Raw genomic sequence first — 23,142 nt, 5'->3', positions numbered from 1 at the left:
GGACCGGCTTCGGAAGGCCGGTCCGACCGCTCGCCGAAAAACTAAATCTTACCGACCAGATCGATGCTCGGCTTCAGCGTAGCTTCGCCCTTCTTCCACTTGGCAGGGCACACCTCGCCGTCGTGCGAGGCAACGAACTGGGCCGCCTCCACCTTGCGCAGCAGCTCGTCGGCGTTGCGCCCGATGTTGTTGTCGTGAATTTCGGCGATCTTGATCCGCCCCTCGGGGTTCACGACGAACGTACCGCGATAGGCCATACCCTCGTCCTCGATCATCACGCCGAAACCCCGGCTCAGCGCTCCGGTCGGATCGGCCAGCATCGGATACTTGATCTTGCGGATGCTGTCCGAGGCGTCGTGCCATGCCTTGTGTACGAAATGGGAATCGGTGCTCACGGAATAAACCTCAACGCCCATCGCCTGAAACTGCTCGTACTTTTCGGCGATATCGACCAGCTCGGTCGGGCAGACGAACGTAAAGTCGGCCGGATAGAAAAAGAAGATCGCCCACTTGCCCTTCACATCGTCGCTGCCGACGGTCTTAAAACTGCCGTTGTGGAATGCCTGAACCTTGAATTCAGGAAGACTGGAATTGATAATCGGTTCCATAGTTTTCTGTTTTTATTCGGTTTATAGTGATTGTTCCTTTTCGGAAACAAATATATATCACAAATAATTATCATCATAAAAATATCAATCACATATATTTATACATCGATAAGCGGAACCGATACATGCCGCCGCAAAGCCCTCGGAGGCCTCTAAGCCGAATTATTTTTCTGTCCGCCCCTCGCTCGCCTGCCGGCGAGCCGGACTGTCGGCCGTTCCGCATCCGGAGCCGGAGGTTCGACCGACGGTCTTCCGGATGTTCCATGCCTGAGCCGGCCGCCGCCCGGACGCGGCAGGCGTACGCCGGTCACGTTTCGGGGAGACCGAAAGCCTCCCCGAAACGCTCCGCATGCCGTTTCCGTAACGGGCGAAGAAAAACATGAGCGGCGCTTGATCCTCGTCCCGCGCCGCTCGCCTCAAGCCACCGTGATATCGCCGTCAAGATAAACGTCCTGAATCGCATGGAGCAGCTCGACACCCTCGCTCATCGGGCGCTGGAACGCTTTGCGGCCGCTGATCAGCCCCATGCCTCCGGCCCGCTTGTTGACCACGGCCGTCACGACGGCATCGTGCAGATCGTCCGCCCCGTGCGACTCGCCGCCCGAGTTGATCAGACCGACACGCCCCATGTAGCCGTTGGCCACCTGATAGCGGCACAGGTCGATCGGATGGTCGGTCGTCAGGTCGTACATGGCGTCGCTCGTCTTGCCGAACCCTACGGCCCGGAACCCTCCGTTGCCCGAAGGCAGCTTCTGCTTGACGATATCGGCCTGAATCGTCACGCCCAGATGATCGGCCTGACCGGTCAGGTCGGCCGCCGCATGGTAGTCGGTCCCGTCTTTCTTGAACGCGCCGTTACGCAGGTAGCACCACAGAATCGTCGCCATGCCCAGCTCGTGGGCACGCTCGAAGGCCCCGGCCACCTCGACCAGTTGCGCACGGCTCTCGGGCGAGCCGAAATAGACCGTAGCCCCGACCGCGACGGCTCCCATGTTCCACGCCTCCTCAACCGTACCGAACATCACCTGATTATAGGTGTTCGGATAGCTGACCAGCTCGTTATGGTTCAGCTTGACGATGAAGGGAATCCGATGTGCGTACCGTCGCGCGACGGCGCCCAGCACGCCGAAAGTAGACGCTACGGCGTTGCAGCCTCCCTCGATCGCCAGGCGAACGATATTCTCCGGATCGAAATAAAGAGGATTGGGTGCGAACGAGGCGCCTGCCGTATGTTCGATGCCCTGATCGACCGGAAGGATCGAAAGGTAGCCCGTCCCGGCAAGCCGGCCGTGTCCGAGCAGGGTCTGCAAGCTACAGAGCGTACGCACGTTGCGGTCCGTCCCGACCCAAAGCCGGTCGACCGTATCGGACGAGGGCGCATGGATCAGGCTCTTGCCGATTTTCCGACAGACATGATCGAGGTAGAAAGACGCCTCGCTTCCCAGAATTTTCTCGATTTTCGTATTCATAGCCAAATTCGTTTCAGAGAGGTCGGAACTGACCCCGCATTTTCATCTATTGTCGCATTTCCGGAGGACGAGAGTCTCCGGTCACTTCTTTTTTCCTTGACCGGCGACGGCCTCCATCATCTTCCGGATCTTCTCCGGATCGCCGAGGAAATAGTCGCGCACGAGGTTCAGCCCGCCATCGAACTCGAAAACGTAGGGTACGGCCGTAGGCAGGTTCAGTCGGACGATTTCATCGTCGGAAACGTGTTTGAGATGCTTGACGATACCCCGCAGGCTGTTGCCGTGAGCGACGACCAGCAGATCGTCGTAATCCTTCAGCGAGGGGAACAGGATGCACTTCCAATAGGGCATCGTCCGCTCGATCGTATCCTTGAGCGACTCGGTTCTCGGCAGCTCGCGGTCGGGCACCTCGCGGTAGCGGGCCTCGAAGCGCGGATTGCGCGGATCGTCCTCGGGGATCGGATCGGGAGCCACGTCGTAGCTGCGGCGCCAGACGAGCACCTGCTCCTCGCCGTACCGCTCGGCGGTCTCGCTCTTGTCGAGTCCCTGCAGCATGCCGTAATGCTTTTCGTTCAGCCGCCAAGTCTTCTCGACCGGAATCCAGTCCAGATTCATGCGGTCGAGCACGCAATCCAGCGTCTTGACGGCCCGCTTCAGATAGGAAGTATAGGCCTTGCCGAAAGAGAATCCCTCCCGGCCGAGCAGTTCCCCTGCCTCGCGGGCCTCGGCCACTCCCCGCTCGGTCAGATCGACATCGGTCCATCCCGTGAACCGGTTCTGCAGATTCCACTCGCTCTCTCCGTGACGGAGCAAAACAATTCTTTTCATAACGCATTCTCCTTTAGAATCGCCGTGCACGACGATTATCGTAAAGGTATGCAATAAAACGGCCAGACAAAACGCCAGCAGGGAAAACCGTCGCTCCCCGACCGCAACGGAACGCTTCCGCGCTCGCTTTCTCTGCGCGTCGAAACAAAAGGTATAGGGCGCGGCCGCCGTAAAGCGGGCCGCCCCACGCCCCCGATATTCCGTATGGTTATTGATATGGAAACGCTATCTTTGCCTACGGAATCAAGGTTCTATGGAAATTCGGGAAAAAGAACAGGTCAAGCAGCGGGTGCAGCGACGCATCGTACTGTGCTCGGTCATGCTGATGGCAGGCAAGTTCGCCGCCTATTTCCTGACCAATTCGGTCGGTGTGCTGACCGATGCGATGGAGAGTATCGTCAACGTAACGGCGGGCCTGATCAGCCTTTACAGCCTGTACCGGGCCGCCCGACCCGCCGATCGCAACCATCCGTTCGGATACGGCAAGATCGAGCTGATCTCGGCCTCGATCGAAGGCTTGCTGATCCTGCTGGCCGGAGCGGCTATCGTCTACGAAGGCGTCCGCAGGCTGTTCGTACCCTCGCAGATCGAGCAGCTCGACACGGGCATCGCGATCGTAGCGGCGGCGGGAGCGGTAAACTACCTGCTGGGCCTTTACAGCATCCGGACCGGGCGGCGCTACGACTCGGTCGCGCTCGTAGCCGGAGGCAGGCATCTCCAATCCGACACGTACTCGACGATCGGGCTGGTCGCCGGCCTCGTACTGCTCTACGTAACGCGCATCGGGTGGATCGACAGCGCGCTGGCCATGCTCTTCGGCGGCATCATCGCATGGACCGGAATCTCAATCCTGCGCAAAACGGCATCGGACCTGATGGACACGGCCGACGAACGATACCTCGAAAAAATGCTCGAAACCGTATCGCGCCGTCCCCGTCCCGACTGGATCGACATCCACAACCTGAAAATCATCCGCTACGGGAGCTACGCCTATATCGACTGCGACCTGACGCTGCCGTGGTACTATACGGTCCGGCAGGGGCACAAGGCCTGCGAGGAGCTCAAGCGGGTGATCGAGCAAAGCTTCTCGGACCGGGTGCTCTTTTCGGTACACTCGGACCCGTGCGAGGAACGCCATTGCAACCATTGCTCGGTCGAGGAGTGCCCGTACCGCCGCGAAGCGTTCGCCGGCCCGCTGGTCTACACGCTGCGCGAACTGACCGAGAACGACGAGCAAAGGAGCGAGTAGCGCTTCCCGGTCGGACAACGCCCGCTTTCCCGGCCGAAACCGGGCTCCCTGCCCTTCCCGAAATACGCGCCGGTCAGAAATACTCCTACTGACACGGACAACCCGGTCCGGCGATGCGAGAACATGGAAAAGCATGAGAATAATTCCGCCCCAATTATATCCGTTGACCGTACCGGCTCTCGAGTCTCCGATACGTCCGGTTTTTCCCCGTATGAAATCACTTCCGACGAAGGAAATCTCATAGTAGCAGCCTAACCGGATACGCAAGCTGCGGCCACATGCCGCGGCTGACAGATTATAGAAATCCGGAGACAAGCATGCATGGTACATTAAAGCATACAATTACCTGATTCCGAAAGCCGATCCCCGTTTTCCCGTCCGGACAGAAAACACACGCGGCACGCGACGGCAACGGATCCGCCGCGCGAAACGCGAAGCGGCAGTTTTTTCCGATGTTCGGACGGTACGGAAGAACGTTTCTCCGGCAGACTCCGCGCGGCGTGCCGAAATGCCCGAAGGACGGTCCCGTACAGCCGGCCATACGCAGCCGAAAGGACGGAGAAACCTTGCCGCCGGTCGAAACGACGACAACAACGGCCCCATGCATGGCCGGCCGAACCCGGCAGGAAAGACAAGGAACCAGACCGACCGAAACGAAAACCGACCGGTACACGCCGGGCATACGAAAGTTGGGGCATTCCTGTTCCGCATGCGCAGAATCACGGAATGCCCCATTCTATTCGTCTTCGGCCCCGAATCCGAACGGGCGCGCGGCCGAAAGCATCGGACAGGCTGTGCCTCAATCGAGCGGCTCGGCTTTGAAGCCCGCTTCGGACACGGCTCGAACGACAGCCTCCGAGGGCTCGTCGGTATCGATCGTCAGCAATTTCTCCGGCGAGGCAAGGTCGATCGACCACTCTTCCGGCTTGGCCATTTTGTTCAGCTGTTCGCCGATCTTGGCGACGCATCCTCCGCACTTGGCGTTGGTCTTGAATCTCTTTTTCATCGGATAATCGTTTAAAGTTTTTTCCATTTCAGACGCAGGCTGTTCGCAACGACCGACACCGAGCTGAAAGCCATAGCGGCTCCGGCCAACATCGGACTCAGCAACAACCCGCACAAGGGATAGAGCGCTCCGGCCGCGATCGGTATGCCGATCAGGTTGTAGACGAAAGCCCAGAACAGGTTTTCGCGGATCAGGCGCACGGTACTGCGCGAAAGCGCATAGGCCTTGGGCAGCAGCGACAAGTCGGAGTTCATCAGCGTAATCATCGCCACGTCCATCGCCACATCGGTCCCGCGCCCCATAGCGATGCTCACGTCAGCCCGCGCCAGCGCCTGCGAGTCGTTGATCCCGTCGCCCGTCATCGCTACGCGACGACCCTCGGCCTGCAACCGTCGCACGTACTGTTCCTTGTCGTCGGGCATCATCTCGGCCCGGAAGTCGTCGATGTCCAACCGCCCGGCCAGCGCAGCGGCGGCCCGACGGTTGTCGCCGGTCAGCATGACCAGACGGATATGCCGCCGTCGGAGCTGCTCCAGCGCTTCGCGGGTCGTCTCCTTGAGCGGATCGCTGACGACGACGACCGACAGCAAGCGGTCGTCCTGTCCGACGAATACGGTTCCCGCGCCCTCCTGCTCCAGACGGTCGATACGCGCGAGCAGTTCTACGGACGGACGGACGTCGCGAGTCTCGAGCAACGCCCGGCTTCCGATCCAGTAAGACGCTCCGTCGCAACGGAAAGCGATGCCGCGACCGGTCAGGCTCTCGAACGAGTCCACCTCCCGGTGCCGGGCGCCCCGGCCGGCCAGATAGGCCGTGACGGCCGAAGCCAGCGGATGCTCGGACTTCATCTCGGCGGAATAGACGGCATCGTAAAGTCCGTCGGACGGCGGGACGACGTCGATCCACTCCGTGACCGAGGGACGTCCCTCGGTCAGGGTTCCGGTCTTGTCCAGTACCATCGTGTCGATACGGCACATCTGCTCGAGCGCCGCCGCGTCCTTGATCAGGATCTGATTCTCGGCCCCGCGCCCGATACCCACCATCAGCGCCGTCGGAGTGGCGAGCCCCAGCGCGCAGGGGCAGGCGATCACCAGCACCGAAACGGCCGACAACAGCGCATGCGAGAAATAGGCTTCTCCCCCGATGACGAGCCAAAGCACGAAAGTCAGCGCAGACAGCCCGATGACCGTCGGCACGAACACCGAAGCGATACGGTCGGCTATGCGCTGCACGGGAGCCTTGCTGCCCTGTGCCTGCTGTACCATGCGTATGATCCGCACGAGCAGCGTGTCGGCGCCGGCCCCGGTCGTCCGCAACACGAACGAGCCCCGGCCGTTGATCGTTCCGGCAACCGCCCGGTCGCCGGGCTTCTTATCGACGGGCAGCGGCTCGCCGGTAATCATGCTCTCGTCGACGAACGATTCGCCGCTTTCGACCGTGCCGTCGACCGGAATCCTCTCCCCGGGACGCACCGACACGAGATCCCCTGCGCGCAATGTCGCTATCGGAACGTCCCGCTCGATGCCGCCGGCCAACAGGCGGGCGGTCGAAGGCTGCAATCCCATCAGCTTCTTGATAGCCGACGAGGTGCTTCCCTTGGCCCGCTCCTCGAGCAACTTGCCCAGCAGGACGAAAGCTATGATCATGCAGGAGGCCTCGTAATAGACATGCGGTTCCAGCCCCCGCTCGGTCCAGAACCGGGGATAGACCGTATTGAACAGACTGAACAGAAAGGCGATCGACGTGCTGAGCGCGACCAGCGTATCCATGTTGGCCTGTCCGTGACGCGCCTGCTTCCACCCGCCTACGAAAAACATGCGCCCGAACACACCCAGCACCGGCAACGACAGCGCCAGCATGATCCAGTTGCCGTAGGGCATGTGCATGAACGCCATGGAGATCAGCATGAGCGGCAGCGAGAAAGCCCATGCTCCGACCGTATCGCGACGCAACCGGCGATAGCGCGCACGCTCGGACTCCTCGCGCTGCTGCTCGCCGTTGCGCTCGTCGACGATCAGGTCGTAGCCGGCCGCCCGAACGGCATCGCGGATCTGAACGGGCGTGATCGTCCCGGGGTCGAACGCGACCGACAGCGTGTTCGAAGCGAAATTGACGGAAGCCTCGCCGACTCCCTCCAAATGCCGGACCGTCTGCTCGACATGGTTCGCGCAGGACGCGCAGCTCATTTCGAGCACCGGAAACTCTTTTCTTTCGATGTTCCTTGCCATGACACGTTTTTTCGAACTACTCCAAAAGACAAAAACAATACCCAAAGACGACTCGCATCATCCCTGAATATTGTTCGGTTAACGGTCCTGCGGAAACTCTCCGCCCGGAAGCGTCAGAGCACGGCCGTCTGGCCGTTGCGCCGGCAGGCGGCGGCGAACTCCGACTTGAGCGACTCGATCGTCTCGCGGACGCTGGTGATCTTCTTCGACATATAGGCGTTCGCCCCGCAGAAAGCGTACCCTCTCGAAAGATTCCCCTTGGCCGCGTTGTAGAGCGCCATAATGATGCAGTAGGGACTTTTCGTATAGTCGCAGGTCTTGATGCAATGGAAAGGACACTTCTTCGGACGCATGAGTCCCTCCTTCACCCGACGGATGAACTCTCCGCCGATCGCGCGGCCGGGCATGCCTACCGGACTGGCGATGATCTCGATGTCATCCTTCGACGAGTCGATGTAAGTCTGCTTGAAGGTGGGCGAAGCGTCGCACTCCTCGGTCGTCACGAACTTGCTGCCGAGCTGCACGCCCGTCGCGCCGAGCCGCATGATCCGGTAGATATCCTCGCCGGTATAGAGGCCGCCTGCGGCAATCACCGGAATCCGGCGGCCGTAAAGCTCCTCGTAGCGCCCGACCTCGGAAACGACCTCGGGAACGATGCGCTCGAGCGAGTAGTCGGCATTGTCGATCTGCTCCCTCTTGTAGCCCAAATGGCCGCCGGCCTTGGGGCCCTCGACAACCAGAGCGTCGGGCAGATAGTCGTAGTTCGCCTTCCATTTTTCGCATATCACGCGGGCGGCGCGGGCCGAGGAGACGATCGGAACGAGCTTCGTCGTGCTATCCTCCCGCAAATACGAAGGGAGATCGAGAGGCAGCCCCGCCCCGGAAAAGATGATATCGGCCTTTTCGGAGATCGCCGTGCGAACCATGTCCGAGAAGTTGCTCAACGCCACCATGACGTTGACGCCCACGATACCGCGCGTTTTGGCTCGCGCCTTGCGCAGCTCCTCGCGGAGCCCCATCATGCTGTTGGTCAGATAGTCTTTGGAGAAACGGGGATACAAAAGCCCGATGCCGGCACAGGAAATGACTCCAACGCCGCCCTCGTTGGCTACGGCCGAGGCCAGACCCGACAGAGATACGCCGACCCCCATACCGCCTTGGATAATAGGCAGTTTTACGGTAAGGTCCCCGATTTTGAACGATTTCATTGAATACGATATTGATAAATAGATTGAACAAATGTAATTCATTCATCCGGTTCGCCAGCAAAAAACGGGTTAAATATACGATGCCCAAACAAAAACGGCCTCCCGCGATGAGAGGCCGTCCGTCCTAAACAAATTACTTAAACTACTTTTATTATATGAAAATCAGAGGATGATCAATGTACCTGGCGCACCGACGAGGTGGAAGAATGAACGACCGAGCCCAACGACGGATTTCCCCGGTAAGTGATCGACGACACGCCGCTGCTGTTGGCCGACAGCTCCTTCTCGACGGGTCTCAGCGCAATCCGCGAAGCAGCCGACGCCTCGGCACGGCAGCTTTGCGTCACGAGCCCGGCCGCATCGAAGTCCGAAGCACCGCTGCACTTGACCGAAACGATGCCGGCCGTGCCCGACACTTTCATATCCGAGTCTCCCGACAGGTTGCAATACAAATTCCCACTGAATCCGCTCAGCACGGCATCCGACGCGCCGGAGAACGTCCCGTTGAGCTCGCGGCAGCGAACCGAGGCATCGATATCGCTCGACTCGCGGGCCTCGATGCTCACGACGCCCGCCGCGGCAAGTTCGAGCCCCCTCAGATCGGACGCTCCGCCCAACTCGATCCGCACGTCGCCGCTCTCGAAAAGCCCGACGCAATCCACGTCCGAAGCGCCCGAGGCACGGATGTAGGTCAGATCGTTCAAATAGAGGTAAAGCCGCCACCTCACATCATGGATATCGCCCCGAATGCCGTCCATACCCACATGCACGACGCCGCAGGAGTCGATCTCGAAACGGAGCATCGGTTCGAGCTGCTCGTTGATCTCGACCACGGCGCGGGTCTCGTCGGAGCGAATCAGCCACACGTCGAAAGCGTCGAAAGCGCCGGAAGCCGAAACTCCCGTAATCGGCCAACCCTCGTAACGCGTCAGGCGAACCATGCGCGTCTGGGCCGAAGCTACGCTTCCCACCAGCAACAGGGCGAACACGAAACAGACTTTTTTCATCGGACAGACCGTTTTCGAGCCGACACGCTCCGGCTTTGTATATAATACGGAAACCGTCCGCAAAAGTTACACTGCGCCAGCTATTTTATTTACAATAGTTTTTCGTATCTTTGCCCATTGCAGCCCGCGGCTGCGGCCGCGCCGCCTTCCGCGCCGCGAGGAAACATTCGACCGAACGAACCGAACATTATGAGCGACAATAAAATAAAGATAGGTATTACGCACGGAGACGCGAACGGAATAGGATACGAAGTGATCGTCAAAAGCCTTTGCGACCCGCGCATCTGCGAACTGTGCACGCCTGTCGTCTACGGCTCGGCCAAGGCGGCCGGCTTTTACAAGAAACAGATCGAGGGAGCCGAAAACCTCGGCTTCAACATCGTAGGATCGGCCGCCGAGGCCAATCCGAAACGCATCAACCTGGTCAACTGCTGCTCCGACGAATTGCGCGTCGAGCCGGGCGAGATGACGCCGGCGGCGGGAGCCGCCTCGGTCGTCGCGCTGCAGGCTGCGGCAGCCGATCTGAAGGCCGGAACGATCGACGCGGTCGTCACGGGTCCTATCTGCAAGGAGAACGTGCAGGGCGAGGCGTTCCGCTTCACGGGCCATACGGAGTTTTTCGCCTCGGAGTTCGGCGGCGAGCCGCTGATGATGATGTGCAGCGATCTGCTCAAGGTCGGACTCGTCACCGTGCACATTCCGGTCTCGGCCGTCAGCGCGTCGATCAGCAAAGAAGGCATTCTCTCGAAGCTGCGGGCCCTGCGCCATGCGCTGATTCAGGACTTTTCGGTCCGCGAACCGCGCATCGCCGTGCTGAGCCTCAATCCCCACGCCGGAGACGGAGGCCTGATCGGACAGGAAGAAGAGCAGATCATCGCGCCGGCTATCCAAGCAGCCTTCGCCGAGAAGATTCTCGCGTTCGGGCCTTTCCCCGCCGACGGATTCTTCGCCGCCGCGGCTTATCGGAAATACGACGCCGTACTGGCCATGTATCACGATCAGGGACTCGCCCCGTTCAAGGCGCTGTCGGAAGGAGGCGTCAACTTCACGGCCGGCCTGCCCGTCGTGAGGACCAGCCCGGCGCACGGCGTAGGATTCGACATCGCCGGGAGAGGCATAGCCAGCGGAAACGGGATGCGCGAGGCGATCTACATGGCGATCGACGTGCTGCGCAGCCGCAGGATATACCGACAGATCAGCGCCAACCCGCTGCGCAAGTACAAGCGCGAGACGGGCGCCGACGTGTCGGCCTCGGAGCTCCCCGAGCAGTCCGAAGGCCAACAGTAAGAACAAGCAGAGGTACAGCTCGTATTGTACCGCGATTATACTTAAGTTTCGAAACTATGATTAAAGTGACTTTCCCCGACGGCGGCATTCGTGAGTACGCCGAGGGGACGACGGCGATGCAGATCGCCGAAAGCATCAGCCCGCGTCTGGCTCAGGAAGTGCTGTCGGCCTCGGTCAACGGCGAAATCGTGGACCTGAACCGTCCCATCGTCTCCGACGCGCAGATCAAGCTGCACAAATGGGAAGACCCCGAAGGCAAGAAGGCATTCTGGCACTCGTCGTCCCACCTGATGGCCGAAGCGCTCGAAGCGCTCTACCCGGGCATCAAGTTCGGCATCGGCCCGAGCATCGAGAACGGATTCTACTACGACGTGGACTCCCCGACCCCGATCACCGAGGGCGACCTGCCGAAAATCGAAAAGAAAATGGAGGAGTTGGCCCGGACCAAGGAGGCCATCACGCGACGCGAAGTAAGCAAGGCCGACGCGATGAAGACCTACACCGAGAAAGGCGACCAATATAAGGTAGAACTGATCGAGGGGCTCGAGGACGGCACGATCAGTTTCTATACCAACGGACAGTTCACCGACCTGTGCCGGGGGCCCCATCTGCCGCACATGGGATACATCAAGGCGATCAAGCTGACTTCCGTAGCCGGAGCCTACTGGCGCGGCGACGAGAAGAACAAGATGCTGACGCGTATCTACGGCATCACGTTCCCGAAGAAGTCGATGCTCGACGAGTATCTGGCCATGCTCGAGGAAGCCAAAAAACGCGACCATCGCAAGCTGGGCAAGGAGCTGGAGCTGTTCTGCTTCTCGCCGAGGGTCGGCGCGGGATTGCCGCTGTGGCTGCCCAAGGGCGCCGCGCTGAGGGACCGTCTGGAGCACTTCCTGCGCAATGTGCAGAAAAGATACGGCTACCTGCAAGTCATCACGCCGCACATCGGCATGAAAGACCTCTATGTCACGTCGGGCCACTACGCCAAGTACGGCAAGGACTCGTTCCAGCCGATCCACACGCCCGACGAGGGCGAGGAGTTCCTGCTCAAGCCGATGAACTGCCCGCACCACTGCGAAATATACAAGTTCAAACCGCGCTCGTACAAGGATCTGCCGCTGCGCTTCGCCGAGTTCGGCACCGTTTACCGCTACGAACAGAGCGGCGAGCTGCACGGACTGACGCGCGTGCGCGGCTTCACGCAGGACGACGCCCACATCTTCTGCCGGCCGGACCAGCTCAAAGAGGAGTTCATGAAGGTGATCGACATCGTGCTCTACATCTTCAAGACGCTCAGCTTCGACAAGTTCACGGCTCAGGTTTCGCTGCGCGACCCGAACAACAAGGAGAAGTACATCGGTTCGGACGAAAACTGGCACAAAGCCGAACAGGCCATCATCGAAGCCGCCGCCGAGAAGGGACTCAAGACGACGGTCGAGCTGGGCGAGGCCGCGTTCTATGGCCCGAAACTTGATTTCATGGTTCGCGACGCGATCGGGCGGCAATGGCAGCTCGGCACGATTCAGGTCGACTACAACCTGCCCGAGCGCTTCGACCTGACCTACAAAGGTTCGGACGACAAGCCGCACCGGCCGATCATGATCCACCGCGCGCCTTTCGGCTCGATGGAACGTTTCGTGGCCGTGCTGCTCGAACATACGGGAGGCAAGTTCCCGCTGTGGCTCTCGCCCGATCAGGCGGTCGTGCTGCCGATCAGCGAGAAATTCAACGATTATGCGAAAAAAGTTTCGGATTATCTAAATAATTCCGATATTCGTGCTACGGTCGACGACCGCAACGAGAAGATCGGCCGCAAGATCCGCGACAACGAGCTGCGACGCATTCCGTTCCTGTTGATCGTGGGCGAGAAGGAGGAGGCCGAGGGCATGGTGTCGGTCCGCGCGCAGGGCGAGGGCGACCGAGGCTCGATGACGCAGGACGAGTTCATCGCTCTGGTACGCGAGAAAGTGGCCGGCGAGATTCGGACGCCGGGCAAGTAGAGCGCGGCGACATAGCTGGGGAAAGGCTCGGCGACGGTAATATTTCAGCCGGCAGCCGTTTTGCAGCGCGGTATTCGCAAGAACAAAGTGGGAGGACCTTCACCGGGTTCCCCCGCTTTTTGAAGGATAAAGGATTTACTAACTAACGGTGGAGGGCAAAGCTATAATTACAAAACCTCAGACAAGATCCCCCTATCGGGGCAGGGTGCAGGAGAAAGAAGCTGCACACCGAATCAATAACCGCATCACGGCGCCTCAAGTAAGGCTCGTGGGCGACAACATCGAGCAGCCGATGGTCGTTTCGCTGCGCGAGGCACTGCGCAAGGCGGACGAGATGGGACTCGATTTGGTCGAAATTTCTCCCAAGGCCGATCCCCCCGTATGCCGGATCGTCGACTACTCGAAATTCCTGTACCAGCAGAAAAAGAAAGCTAAGGAGATCAAGTCGAAGATCGTCAAGGTGGTAGTCAAGGAAATCCGTTTCGGGCCGAACACGGACGATCACGACTACAACTTCAAGCTCAAGCATGCGGAAAATTTCCTGAAAGAGGGCGCCAAAGTGAAAGCGTACGTCTTCTTCCGCGGCCGCCAGATCGTCTTCAAGGATCAGGGCGAAATCCTGCTGCTGCGCTTCGCGACCGATTTGGAAGAGTGGGCCAAAGTGGAGCAGATGCCGCGTCTGGAGGGGAAAAGGATGATTCTGATCCTCGCTCCGAAGCCGAAAAAGTAAACGGCCCGCATGCCCCGAAGCATCGAAACCCTCCCGGGAAACTCTCCGGGAGGGTTCGGCATACCGGATCACATCCCGACAGCCGGTTTCGTCCGAGAAGGAACTGACCTCGGCGGGAAACTCGCGGTCTCGGCCGGGGAAAGGTTTCCCTCGGCTTTCGGAGCGTTCCGCAACGGCATAGCGCGGACCGCTCGTTTCAATGGAAAGCCACAGCCGTTCAAGCGCTGACAGGCTAAACATGTTTATGCTATCGGGCATTCACCACACGACAGTCTTCGGATCGCGCGGGACGGAAATGTCGAATGCGGAAATCGTTGCGGAAAGCCATCGATCGGGAACACGACCGGTCCGCATGTCCCGGACAGCCGTTTTCGGACATTTCGCGACTGCCCTGTCCGACGGAAAACGACAAACGGCCTGCGGACCCGATAAAATCGGCCATCGTTCCCGAAAGCCGCAAACAGGAACAGCCAACCCCTCCCCTATCTCCCCGATACGACGAAATCCAAATCCCGAACCTATGAAAAAGAATCCGTTTCCGACCGTCTTTCTGACCGCTTTACTTTCGTGGGCGCTTACCGCCGGCACGCTGTCCGCGCAACCGACCGGCAGACAGGGTGCATCCTCCTATCCGCCCGTTCCGCCCTCCGAGCGCGAGGTGGGCATCGCCTACGGACTGTGGGCCGACAGGGACCTGTGGTCGAGCACATGGGACAAGCCGCAGATCGGCGAGTACGACTCGCGCGATCGCCGCGTCATACGCAAGCATGCCGAATGGCTCTCCGACGCCGGAGTCGACTTCGTCTGGCTCGACTGGTCGAACAATGTCACCTACGACCCCTGCAAGCTGTGGACCGGCGGCAAGCAGGACGTGATCGAAGACGCGACCGCCATTCTGTTCGACGAATACCGCAAGATGTCGGAGGCGGGCCTCCCCCACCCCAGAATCAGTATTTTCATCGGCGTGACCGGCGCGCCCGAGGCCGCCGAGGACGGTCGTCTCCAGAAAAAAGCCGACCAAGTATGGGAGATGTATGCCGGCAATCCCCGCTATCGGGAGATGATGCAGCTCCACGAGGGCAAGCCGCTGCTGGTCGTGTACGTCGATACGCCCTCGCCTTGGCAGAACGGCACGCCGGCATGGGACGACGAGCGTTTCGCGGTACGCTGGATGACCGGATACGTCAGCGAACAGGCGCCCCTGCGGACCGACGACCGGGTCAGCCGTTACGGTTACTGGTCGTGGGAGGACCGGGGCGAGCAAACCTATCCCGTCCGCGACGGCCGGCCCGAGTCGATGGTCATATGCACGGCCGTGCGACCGCAAGGAAAGCCCGGAGATACCGACTACATTCCGGCCAAGGGTCGCCGCGACGGCGCAACGCTGCGCGAACAGTTCGCCCGGGCCCGCGCCGTCGGTCCCCGTTTCGCCATGGTCGTCTCGTGGAACGAATGGACCACCGGCGAGCAGCCCAGCATAGAGGTCAGCAAGGATCTGGAGCCCTCGCTCACGCTGGGCGACCGTTATCTGAAACTGCTGAAGGAGGAAATACGCCGGTTCAAAACCGAATAACCCGATATCCGAACCAACTGCCTAAAACGATACTGCCATGAGAAAAAAACCTGCGCGCCTCTCCGCTTTGCTCGGAGGCGCATGTCTGTTGGCCGGCTGCGCTTCCGGCCCGCAGACCCAAGCGCTCGCTCCGGCCGGTTTCGACCGCGTGACCGTAGGAGGCGAACTGCGACAGAGAATCGAGCGCAATTTCGACCGGCTGGAAACCGACTACTACCAGCCCGATCAGGTCTACTGGACCGAGGAGCAATCGGGCGGATGGCCCGGCGACAAGGAAGGCCGCACGATTCTGGCCCTCGTACTCGACGCTCGGGCTTCGGGCCGTACGCCGCTCTATCTCGACGAACTGATCCGCCGGCTGCCCCGCGAGCTGAATGCGAAAGGCTATCTGGGCTCGATCCATGAAGGATCGGCCGACGAACAGCAACTTTCGGGACACGGCTGGCTGCTCCGCGGACTGTGCGAATACTACGCATGGAAGAAAGACCCGCAGGTGCTGGAGATCGCTCGCGGCATCGTCGACAGCCTCTTTCTGCCGATCGCCCCGCTGGTGGACCGCTATCCGCTGAGCGAGGAGCAGCGCGTCTCAGGAGCCGGCGACATGTCGGGCCGCGTGCAGAATACGGTCGACGGCTGGGCGCTCTCGTCCGACGTGGGCTGCGTGTTCATCGGCATGGAAGGACTGATCCATTCGTACCAGTACATTCCGTCCGAGGAGTCGAAAGCATTGATCGACAAATTGATCGCGCTGTTCGAGCGAATGGACCTGACGGGAATCCGGGCCCAAACCCACGCCTCGCTCACGGCCCTGCGCGGCATGCTCCGCTACGCCGCCCTGACCGGCGACACGACGCTGATTCCCCGCGTCGAAAAGCGCTGGAAGCTGTACAAGGAATACGGCATGACCGAAAACTACGAGAACTACAACTGGTTCGAGCGCTACGACACATGGACCGAGCCCTGTGCGATCGTCGATTCCTATCTGCTCGCCACGCAGCTCTGGGCCACGACCCGCAATCCGACCTATTTGGAAGACGCAGACAAGATTTATCTGAACGGTATCGCCGCCACGCAACGCCATAACGGCGGATTCGGTTGTGACAAGCCGGTAGGCGTCGTCTACCCGGAACTGGGCATTCACGCCGACGAAGCCTATTGGTGCTGCACGATGCGCGGAGGCGAAGGGCTGGGCCGCGCGGCGGAGTACGCCTACTTCACCGAAGGCAATCGGATCGTCGTACCGTTCTACCGCGAAAGCCGGTTGCAACTGCCCGACCGGAACGTCGTGCTCGAACAGCGCACCGATTATCCGTTCGGGGATCGAATCGAGTTCCGCTTTGCCGAAAAACCGGACAAGGAGGTTTCGCTCGCCCTCGTCGTTCCGTCCTATATGCAGCTGCGGTCGCTGACGCTCAACGGACATCCGGTCGAAGCGAACGTTTCGGCAGGATTCGCCGAAGTGGCCGGCCCGTTCTCAGCAGGGGACCGGATCGAGCTCGAATACGGCTTCGCCGCCCGCTGGGTACCTCTTGAAAACCGGGACATCACCGACCGAACGCTGTACAAGGCGATGTACGGTCCGCTCGTGCTCGCATACGAGGGCGAAGCGCCGCTGCATCTCGACGGAGAAGCCCCGATTCTGGCCGACGGAGACGGCACGTTCCGGATCGAAGGAACTCCGTACGAACTCTCGCCGGTTTACCATCTGATGAGTCCGAAAGTCTGTCTGGCGGAAAACTATCGGCCGGGCATTACGGTCCGCATCGATTGAACCGAACGACGGGACTTGACCGAATCAAAGACGAATGCCGTCGGACCGTAGCTCCGACGGCATTCGTCTTTCTCAAAGGCCCTGGCGACCAACAAGCCGGCAACAACCGCCGAGCATAATCCGAAACGAGCATCGGATCGCATTACCCCGACAGGCGAGCGATCGCCCGGCACGCTTCCGGCACGACGAAACGTAACCGCCGGCGCTGCGCCAACCCGGTCCCGGTCCCGGAGAAACCACCGGCTGCGAACCGCAAACCGGAATCGGAAGCATCGTACATCTTCCGTCCGATACGGACATGAGCCACGCACTGCATCCCGTCCGACTATTCAGGCCTTATTCCCCGGCCTCCAATACAGTCCGAGCATACCGGCGCGAACGGAGCATGAAACCTTTCCGTACACCGTAACCTGCCAGACAACCGAGTTACCCTCAGAACGCTTCCTTGCTCCATACCCGCAACCCGTAAACCTGCCCAAAAATTCCGTCGTCTTCTGAACAAACGCTCCATATCGCTCCGCAATATCCCGAACCGGAACAGCTCGCACGCGATCGGGCTTCTCTCCGACAGCGGTTCCGCCCGATTCAAAGAGTGCCGAAAGCACGGCCATATCATCGGGACACGCAAAAGAGACGTACCCGGCGAAGCAAGGCTTCGCACCGGCGCGTCATCGCGAACTTAACCCATCGTGCCGGCCCGGGACGGAGGAAATCAGAAGTCCGAGAATTACGAAAGCAAGGACGAACGGCAGTTCCGTCCGAAAATCAAGGAGCGGCAAACCGGCGGCTTGCTGCTCCTGAAAAGACGTACGAATCGGTTCTTCTGCGCACCGAACCACAGCAGCCTCCGACCCGGACCGAAAACGCAGATAACGAAAGTACGATCCGTTCCTCGCGTGCCGCTACGACCCGTTCCCGGACTTTCTCAGCCCGCAGGCAACTATTCCAGACCCATCAGCGACTGTATCTTCTTCGACAGCTCGGTATTGTCCATCACGCCGTTGATCCGCTCGGCGCCGGTCCCGTACAAATAGACGGGAACCATCGTTCCGGAATGGCCGGTCGTGCCGAAATGATAGCCGACGCCGCTGTCCGACAGCGTGAAATCGGTCTCGTTGCTCGTGATCGACAGGCCCGACGTCTCGTGATCGGCCGTCACGACGACCAGCGTGCCCGGATGCGCGTCGGCATAGTCCATCGCCGCGCCGACGGCCCGATCGAAGTCGCGCGTTTCGGCCAGAATGCCCTGAGCGTTGTTGGCATGCGCCTCCGAGTCGATCTGCGAGCCTTCGACCATCAGCAGGAAGCCGCCTTTCCTTCCGGCGTTGTTCGTCAGAATCTCGAGAGCTTTTTTCGTCGCATCGCACAGATAGTTCTCATCGCGCCCGTTCAGTACGGTCGGCATGTACTCTTCCGAGAACAGGCCCACGATCCGGCCCCGATCGACGGCGTCCGCCTCCTGAAGATCGTACACGACACGGTAATCCTTGGCTTTCAGCTCGTCGATCAGCGTCTTCCCGTCGCCCCGTTCGGCCGCGAGGAACTTCTTGCCGCCGCCGAAAGCCACGTCCACACCGCTCTCGACGAACTGCTCGGATATCTCGTCCAGATCGTTCCTGCTCGGCACATGGGCATAGAACGCAGCCGGCGTGGCGTGCTGCAGATAAACCGTCACGACGAGCCCCGCCTTCCACCCTTCCTCCATGGCTTTCTCCATCATCGACTCGAACGTCTCGCCGTCGGGCGTCATTCCCAGCATGCCGTTATTCGTCTTGCGGCCCGAAGCCAGCGCCGTACCCGCCGCCGCCGAGTCGGTAACCCGGTTATTCGCCGAATAGGTCGTAATCAGCGCCACGTTTTGGCTGCGGTCGAACGAAGTCGGACGATAGCCCTCCTCGAGCATCATCATCGACACATGGGTCAGCCCCATGCCGTCGCCGATCATGTAAATCACATTCCTCACAGGCTCCTCTTTCGCGCGGGAGCTTTCCCGGGCCGACAAATCGGGCGCGACGGCCAGCATCGCAAGAGCCCAAGCCGTCCAAGCAAGTTTTCTCATTTTTTCGATTCCGTTTAATTTGGTTCGTTTTTCCCGTATCGGGATGATAAAGTTACTCTTTTTCGGCCAGCCGCCCTATTTTCATCCCATTAATTTTTCATTATTTTACCTTAAACGGTCCGAATTATTTGCGGGCAAGGAAATAATTATTACTTTTGCACTCGCAAACGCCGCAAGGGCGGGATAGCTCAGCTGGTTAGAGCGCATGATTCATAATCATGAGGTCGAGAGTTCAAGTCTCTCTCCCGCTACGAACGATCAATACGTTACAACGTATTGATCGTTTTGTTTTTTATTTGTCGAAAAATTGCGACTGTCATTCGCTCGTTTTTGGGAAAACCGGTTGAATTCGCCTTCTTTGAACAGGATGAACGTGATCCCGGCTGCCGGTTCAGAACGACCACCTTTGCCGGAGAAAAATGCCTCCTTACAAGAAGTATTTTTCGCGACAGTTTAAAGTGTTCTACCGTCATACCCAGATCGCAGCCCATAAGCGTGACAGGTGCGAATTCCATTACACGACAGACAGCGATCACATGGCCTCACAGCACAAGTTCCGGACCGAATGGACACCTGAAAGGTTCCTGCAAAAGGTATCCCGATGAGGCTCGATACATTAGCAAAATACTCGAGCAGAAAGCCTATCCGGAACAGGCATACAAGTCCTGTTCGGGATTCCGAGCTTTGCCCGGCGAGTCGGTCCGTAACGGCTTACGGAAGCCGGCCGTTGGCCAGTACAACTCTCGTGATCGAAGAGATACTTAAAACAGTTTCAACATGAAGAAAGTGCCAGATCCCGCGACACGAGAACATCCGACGGATATAAGCGAATACAGCCAAATTGATGAGCCGGCAAGCTCGCTAAAGCCCCAAGAGCCATACCGGCCGCCCGCAAGCGCACCGAACCTCATAACTTACTGATTCTCGATAATCTCGAACAACATCTTTCCGACTCTCAATCCCGCTTGGCACGGCTTGATATAATCGAAGACCGGCCCCAAAAGAAGTCTTCGATCATTCTTTCACGAATACCCGTGAAAAAATGGCATGATATAATCGGCGAGAAAACCATTGCAGACGCCGTTCCGGACAGGAACAGTACATCACGCACTGCGCATTGAACTGTACGGAGGACCTTTAAAAGAAAAAAACAGAAGCGTAGATAAATCAGAAAATGTATATCTGTTTCCAAAGTAGTGCTCCCGGTCGTTTTGCGGGCAAGAGCAAAGCAGGACTCTCGCTTAAATTACCAGCAAAAAACAGTTGTCAATCAGGACTCAAAAACTATCTTTCAAAAGGCCCGTCCGAACGACAACTTCAAACGCTTCTTAAACATTAACTCGGAGGGGTCATTTTGATTCGACGAGTGGCGGCTCGGCATACCCACTTTTTGTACTGTAATATTTCATAGTTATCTTTAAGGTGTAAGAAATCATACCATATCAAGATGAAATACCATATGATCATCTGCGCCATCCTGAAAGACGAAACGCCCTATCTGGTCGAATGGGTGGAACATCACCTCGGCATCGGAGTCGAGCATTTCGTCCTGTACGACAACAACAGCGTGATCCCTGCCAAACAAACCCTCGAAGCGTATGTCCGGAAAGGAGTCGTAGAGGTTATCGACTGTCCGATAACCAATACCCCGCAGGTAAAAGCCTATTCTCATTGCCTTTTCAATATGCACGACCGGGCCGACTGGATCGCATACATCGACATAGACGAGTTTATCGTGCTGAAAAAGCACCGGGACATCCACGCTTTTCTGGCCGATTACGACGAATATGCGGGAGTCTGTCTGAACTGGGTGATCCATACGGCCAACGGCCATATCGAAAAACCCGAAGGACCGGTCATGCAGAATTATACGGAACCGCTACCCTATGATTTTCCGGCGAACCGTCATGTGAAAAGCATTATCCAACCCGCAGGAGTCGGCATTGTCGTTTCGCCGCATTACGCCTTATACAGCGATGACTATTACGCGGTAGACGAAAAGCACCGGCACGTTCCCGGAGCCTTCAGCGAGTTCTCGAACGAGATCGCCCAAATAAACCACTATCAGACCAAAAGTTTCGAAGAGTGGCTCGACAAGGTAAAGCGGGGAATCGCGGACTCCAATTTCAACCGCCGGAAAGTCGAAGACTTCTGGCATTTCAATCCCCAGATGCTGCATTTAAAACGGCAAGTCGAGCAGCAGTTTCAAGATAAAATCCGATTGCTCGGTCGATAATCAAGATTATTTACACAATTCTATCGGTTCGAGTATTCCGTTCGCCTCTCAAAGCAGCAGGAGGAGCGATTTTTCTTCTCGGAAGCTTTCCGTTATATTTTGTCTTATATCCAGATTATTTGACAGATTCGACAAAAGCGCCGGACAAAAGTTTCGGACAGATCGGTCCGTTTTTGTCGAATCTGTCAAATAATACGTTCCCGCATAGTCATTTACGAAAGCGCATAGCGTTCCCTTTTCCCGTATTCCGGTTTTCCGAAGCATATCCGACCGAACCGCAGAGCATCTCCGGTTCAATACCCCTCGGCCTGCAACCTCCCGACAGAACGAGATCGGCCTCCAGCCACTCTCTCCGCTTCACGCCATCACTCGAAATCACTCCGCATCTTCCTGCTTCAGATCATCTTCCAACTGAAAATAATTCCTCACGAAATAGACCCACGAATCCAGCTTGTCGTACAAATCGGTCGGGCGAGGAAAGGGAATACGGCAGTCCGGCGCAATGCCGATGTTGTCGATCGGATGATCCGGCAGGTCGAGCGACCGGGTCATCGGAAGAACCAGTTCGTATCTCCCCGACGGCAAAGTGTGGGGTACGGCATTGGAATAATCCAGTATCCCGGCCGTATGCTCGTTCCCGAACAAAGTCACTTTGGCGCTATTTTTCGCAAACAGCAAAAATCGTTCGGCAGCCGAAGCATTCGACTTATCGATCAAAATACCCACCCTGCGCGGGTATGCATATACCGTATCGTAGACGACCGTATCCGATTCGCCCTGATCATACGGATGGATGACAAAACCGCCACGGTGCTTTTTCATTTCCCGGATCAGGGCTTTCGTCCAAGCGATACCTTCTTCCCCATCCACTATATCGCCCTCTTTCAATGCCGTTTCGAATTCCTCGATATTTCCCGCCGAAGCGTACCACTCCACGCCTTTGGAGACGAAAGGATGGGTGTACAAAAGAGGAAGAAGCGCTTCATAAGCCGGATCTTGTCCTCCGCTATTCCCTCTGAGATCGATGATAAAATAGGGGCATCTTCGTATATCGTCCCGATACCATGTCAACATCTCTTCGATGCGTTCTTTATCATAATCATAAAAACCCGGAATCCGCATAAAGAAGGTACTGTCGTCGAGTACGCTGGCCATTATATAATTGTTCCGACCGTTCGGGTAAGACGGGATATAAGTGTATGTTACGGCCCGATCGTAAATATCGTCATTCGACTTCCGCGTAAAACGATGATTCGTATGGTGTATTTCCAGTATCTTCCGATTCAGTCTGAGCGATGCAAAACCTTTTTTTTGGAAAACCGGGTCGCCTCCTTCCGCAGTGCAAACGAATGTCGTGTCATCGAGCGGAGTAAAATTGAAAAACCCCTCGTCCTCAGACAAAAACACTCCATCGAAGGAATTCGTATCGGCTGCGGACCTCAGTATGGCGATCTCTTCCCCGAAATTCGACACCCAAAGCCCTTCCAAGTTCTGAGAATCGCGGTTCTTCCGCAGCAGGGAATCCCTGTCGATACGATGAACGGGAATCGTTACCGACTCGCTCTGCGGAGCCGAAGAACCGCCGAGCCAGCCCATCCGTAAGTGTCCGTCCCTGAAATAGCTCGTATATTCACTGAAATAGTAAAAAGAGGAATCCGGATGCAGTTCCAGCTTATGACGAATCCGATCCTCCAAAGCAAAAAGAGCCGGCGTGACTTTCGCTTCATATCCCGGATAGTCGTTCCGTATCTTCTCGACGAGAAACTCAAAATCTTGAATGGAAGCATGTTGTTGGGCTGACAAATAATACGGAGCGGCGAAACAAAGCACGATGCTCCATAAATTCCGTTTCATGGTCATGGTAAAATATGATTTTATTTAAT

18 protein-coding genes and 1 tRNA gene are annotated in these 23,142 nt (G+C 58.1%); 10 read left to right on the top strand and 9 right to left on the bottom strand.

Annotated features, from left to right (window positions below):
• Nucleotides 1-41: 41 nt before the first annotated feature.
• From ahpC to gpmA, 3 genes are all read right to left on the bottom strand, one after another.
• Complete coding sequence (ahpC, locus tag NQ491_RS10890) at nt 42-608, bottom strand: alkyl hydroperoxide reductase subunit C (RefSeq protein ID WP_019245508.1); 567 nt, start codon at nt 606-608, stop codon at nt 42-44.
• Between the two features lie 416 nt (nt 609-1,024).
• Nucleotides 1,025-2,077 (bottom strand): class I fructose-bisphosphate aldolase, encoded by a 1,053-nt coding sequence (locus NQ491_RS10885; protein ID WP_019245510.1) that lies wholly within the window; start codon nt 2,075-2,077, stop codon nt 1,025-1,027.
• 81 nt (nt 2,078-2,158) lie between these two features.
• Entirely contained in the window at nt 2,159-2,905 is a 747-nt protein-coding gene (gene gpmA / locus NQ491_RS10880) for a 2,3-diphosphoglycerate-dependent phosphoglycerate mutase (RefSeq protein ID WP_019245511.1), read from the bottom strand.
• A 253-nt stretch (nt 2,906-3,158) separates the two neighbouring features.
• Between gpmA and NQ491_RS10875 the strand changes: the two genes are divergently transcribed.
• On the top strand, nt 3,159-4,154 hold the full coding sequence (locus NQ491_RS10875) for a cation diffusion facilitator family transporter (RefSeq protein ID WP_019245512.1): 996 nt from the start codon (nt 3,159-3,161) through the stop codon (nt 4,152-4,154).
• A gap of 799 nt (nt 4,155-4,953) precedes the next feature.
• Here NQ491_RS10875 and NQ491_RS10870 read toward each other — a convergent pair.
• From NQ491_RS10870 to NQ491_RS10855, 4 genes are all read right to left on the bottom strand, one after another.
• The gene (locus tag NQ491_RS10870; protein WP_019245513.1) at nt 4,954-5,160 is read right to left on the bottom strand and encodes a heavy-metal-associated domain-containing protein; all 207 of its coding nucleotides are present in this window, start codon (nt 5,158-5,160) and stop codon (nt 4,954-4,956) included.
• 11 nt (nt 5,161-5,171) lie between these two features.
• Nucleotides 5,172-7,388, bottom strand: coding sequence for a heavy metal translocating P-type ATPase (locus NQ491_RS10865; RefSeq protein ID WP_019245514.1), 2,217 nt, complete (start codon nt 7,386-7,388; stop codon nt 5,172-5,174).
• Nucleotides 7,389-7,501: 113 nt separating this feature from the next.
• A complete protein-coding gene (locus NQ491_RS10860; RefSeq protein WP_019245515.1) occupies nt 7,502-8,596 on the bottom strand; it encodes an NAD(P)H-dependent flavin oxidoreductase in 1,095 nt (364 codons plus the stop codon).
• Between the two features lie 173 nt (nt 8,597-8,769).
• Nucleotides 8,770-9,603, bottom strand: a complete 834-nt coding sequence (locus NQ491_RS10855) for a GIN domain-containing protein (protein WP_019245516.1) — start codon at nt 9,601-9,603, stop codon at nt 8,770-8,772.
• Nucleotides 9,604-9,792: 189 nt separating this feature from the next.
• Between NQ491_RS10855 and pdxA the strand changes: the two genes are divergently transcribed.
• From pdxA to NQ491_RS10830, 5 genes are all read left to right on the top strand, one after another.
• Entirely contained in the window at nt 9,793-10,890 is a 1,098-nt protein-coding gene (pdxA, locus tag NQ491_RS10850; RefSeq protein ID WP_019245517.1) for a 4-hydroxythreonine-4-phosphate dehydrogenase PdxA, read from the top strand.
• 56 nt (nt 10,891-10,946) lie between these two features.
• The gene (thrS, locus tag NQ491_RS10845) at nt 10,947-12,890 is read left to right on the top strand and encodes a threonine--tRNA ligase (RefSeq protein WP_019245518.1); all 1,944 of its coding nucleotides are present in this window, start codon (nt 10,947-10,949) and stop codon (nt 12,888-12,890) included.
• Between the two features lie 205 nt (nt 12,891-13,095).
• A complete protein-coding gene (infC, locus tag NQ491_RS10840; protein WP_051012982.1) occupies nt 13,096-13,620 on the top strand; it encodes a translation initiation factor IF-3 in 525 nt (174 codons plus the stop codon).
• Nucleotides 13,621-14,140: 520 nt separating this feature from the next.
• On the top strand, nt 14,141-15,193 hold the full coding sequence (locus NQ491_RS10835; protein ID WP_019245521.1) for a glycoside hydrolase family 71/99 protein: 1,053 nt from the start codon (nt 14,141-14,143) through the stop codon (nt 15,191-15,193).
• A 37-nt stretch (nt 15,194-15,230) separates the two neighbouring features.
• Nucleotides 15,231-16,964 carry a glycoside hydrolase family 127 protein gene (locus NQ491_RS10830; RefSeq protein WP_019245522.1) on the top strand — a complete coding sequence of 578 codons (1,734 nt, stop codon included), beginning with the start codon at nt 15,231-15,233 and terminating at the stop codon, nt 16,962-16,964.
• Between the two features lie 940 nt (nt 16,965-17,904).
• Here NQ491_RS10830 and NQ491_RS10825 read toward each other — a convergent pair.
• Nucleotides 17,905-19,023: an alkaline phosphatase gene (locus NQ491_RS10825; RefSeq protein WP_019245523.1), complete on the bottom strand. Its 1,119-nt coding sequence runs from the start codon at nt 19,021-19,023 to the stop codon at nt 17,905-17,907.
• A gap of 177 nt (nt 19,024-19,200) precedes the next feature.
• Between NQ491_RS10825 and NQ491_RS10820 the strand changes: the two genes are divergently transcribed.
• The 3 genes from NQ491_RS10820 (at nt 19,201) to NQ491_RS10815 (ending at nt 21,259) form a co-directional block, all read left to right on the top strand.
• Nucleotides 19,201-19,274, top strand: a tRNA-Met gene (locus NQ491_RS10820).
• Between the two features lie 714 nt (nt 19,275-19,988).
• Entirely contained in the window at nt 19,989-20,144 is a 156-nt protein-coding gene (locus tag NQ491_RS11330; RefSeq protein WP_407651696.1) for an ATP-binding protein, read from the top strand.
• Nucleotides 20,145-20,470: 326 nt separating this feature from the next.
• Nucleotides 20,471-21,259 carry a glycosyltransferase family 92 protein gene (locus NQ491_RS10815; RefSeq protein WP_259800661.1) on the top strand — a complete coding sequence of 263 codons (789 nt, stop codon included), beginning with the start codon at nt 20,471-20,473 and terminating at the stop codon, nt 21,257-21,259.
• Nucleotides 21,260-21,634: 375 nt separating this feature from the next.
• Here NQ491_RS10815 and NQ491_RS10810 read toward each other — a convergent pair whose 3' ends face one another.
• Complete coding sequence (locus NQ491_RS10810) at nt 21,635-22,414, bottom strand: S41 family peptidase (protein WP_232423191.1); 780 nt, start codon at nt 22,412-22,414, stop codon at nt 21,635-21,637.
• A gap of 102 nt (nt 22,415-22,516) precedes the next feature.
• Between NQ491_RS10810 and NQ491_RS10805 the strand changes: the two genes are divergently transcribed.
• On the top strand, nt 22,517-22,861 hold the full coding sequence (locus NQ491_RS10805; RefSeq protein ID WP_232423192.1) for a hypothetical protein: 345 nt from the start codon (nt 22,517-22,519) through the stop codon (nt 22,859-22,861).
• Nucleotides 22,862-23,142 lie beyond the last annotated feature (281 nt).

It is taken from the genome of Alistipes ihumii AP11, assembly GCF_025144665.1.
In the GTDB taxonomy this organism is placed as follows: Bacteria; Bacteroidota; Bacteroidia; order Bacteroidales; family Rikenellaceae; genus Alistipes_A; species Alistipes_A ihumii.
This window is presented reverse-complemented; position numbering and strand designations above follow the sequence as displayed.

What these genes read in the sequence shown, in the direction of transcription:
- ahpC (WP_019245508.1), bottom strand. Translation starts at nt 608, where the DNA reads ATGGAACCGATTATCAATTCCAGTCTTCCTGAATTCAAGGTTCAGGCA.
- NQ491_RS10885 (WP_019245510.1), bottom strand. Translation starts at nt 2,077, where the DNA reads ATGAATACGAAAATCGAGAAAATTCTGGGAAGCGAGGCGTCTTTCTAC.
- gpmA (WP_019245511.1), bottom strand. Translation starts at nt 2,905, where the DNA reads ATGAAAAGAATTGTTTTGCTCCGTCACGGAGAGAGCGAGTGGAATCTG.
- NQ491_RS10875 (WP_019245512.1), top strand. Translation starts at nt 3,159, where the DNA reads ATGGAAATTCGGGAAAAAGAACAGGTCAAGCAGCGGGTGCAGCGACGC.
- NQ491_RS10870 (WP_019245513.1), bottom strand. Translation starts at nt 5,160, where the DNA reads ATGAAAAAGAGATTCAAGACCAACGCCAAGTGCGGAGGATGCGTCGCC.
- NQ491_RS10865 (WP_019245514.1), bottom strand. Translation starts at nt 7,388, where the DNA reads ATGGCAAGGAACATCGAAAGAAAAGAGTTTCCGGTGCTCGAAATGAGC.
- NQ491_RS10860 (WP_019245515.1), bottom strand. Translation starts at nt 8,596, where the DNA reads ATGAAATCGTTCAAAATCGGGGACCTTACCGTAAAACTGCCTATTATC.
- NQ491_RS10855 (WP_019245516.1), bottom strand. Translation starts at nt 9,603, where the DNA reads ATGAAAAAAGTCTGTTTCGTGTTCGCCCTGTTGCTGGTGGGAAGCGTA.
- pdxA (WP_019245517.1), top strand. Translation starts at nt 9,793, where the DNA reads ATGAGCGACAATAAAATAAAGATAGGTATTACGCACGGAGACGCGAAC.
- thrS (WP_019245518.1), top strand. Translation starts at nt 10,947, where the DNA reads ATGATTAAAGTGACTTTCCCCGACGGCGGCATTCGTGAGTACGCCGAG.
- NQ491_RS10835 (WP_019245521.1), top strand. Translation starts at nt 14,141, where the DNA reads ATGAAAAAGAATCCGTTTCCGACCGTCTTTCTGACCGCTTTACTTTCG.
- NQ491_RS10830 (WP_019245522.1), top strand. Translation starts at nt 15,231, where the DNA reads ATGAGAAAAAAACCTGCGCGCCTCTCCGCTTTGCTCGGAGGCGCATGT.
- NQ491_RS10825 (WP_019245523.1), bottom strand. Translation starts at nt 19,023, where the DNA reads ATGAGAAAACTTGCTTGGACGGCTTGGGCTCTTGCGATGCTGGCCGTC.
- NQ491_RS10815 (WP_259800661.1), top strand. Translation starts at nt 20,471, where the DNA reads ATGAAATACCATATGATCATCTGCGCCATCCTGAAAGACGAAACGCCC.
- NQ491_RS10810 (WP_232423191.1), bottom strand. Translation starts at nt 22,414, where the DNA reads ATGGCCAGCGTACTCGACGACAGTACCTTCTTTATGCGGATTCCGGGT.
- NQ491_RS10805 (WP_232423192.1), top strand. Translation starts at nt 22,517, where the DNA reads ATGGTGTATTTCCAGTATCTTCCGATTCAGTCTGAGCGATGCAAAACC.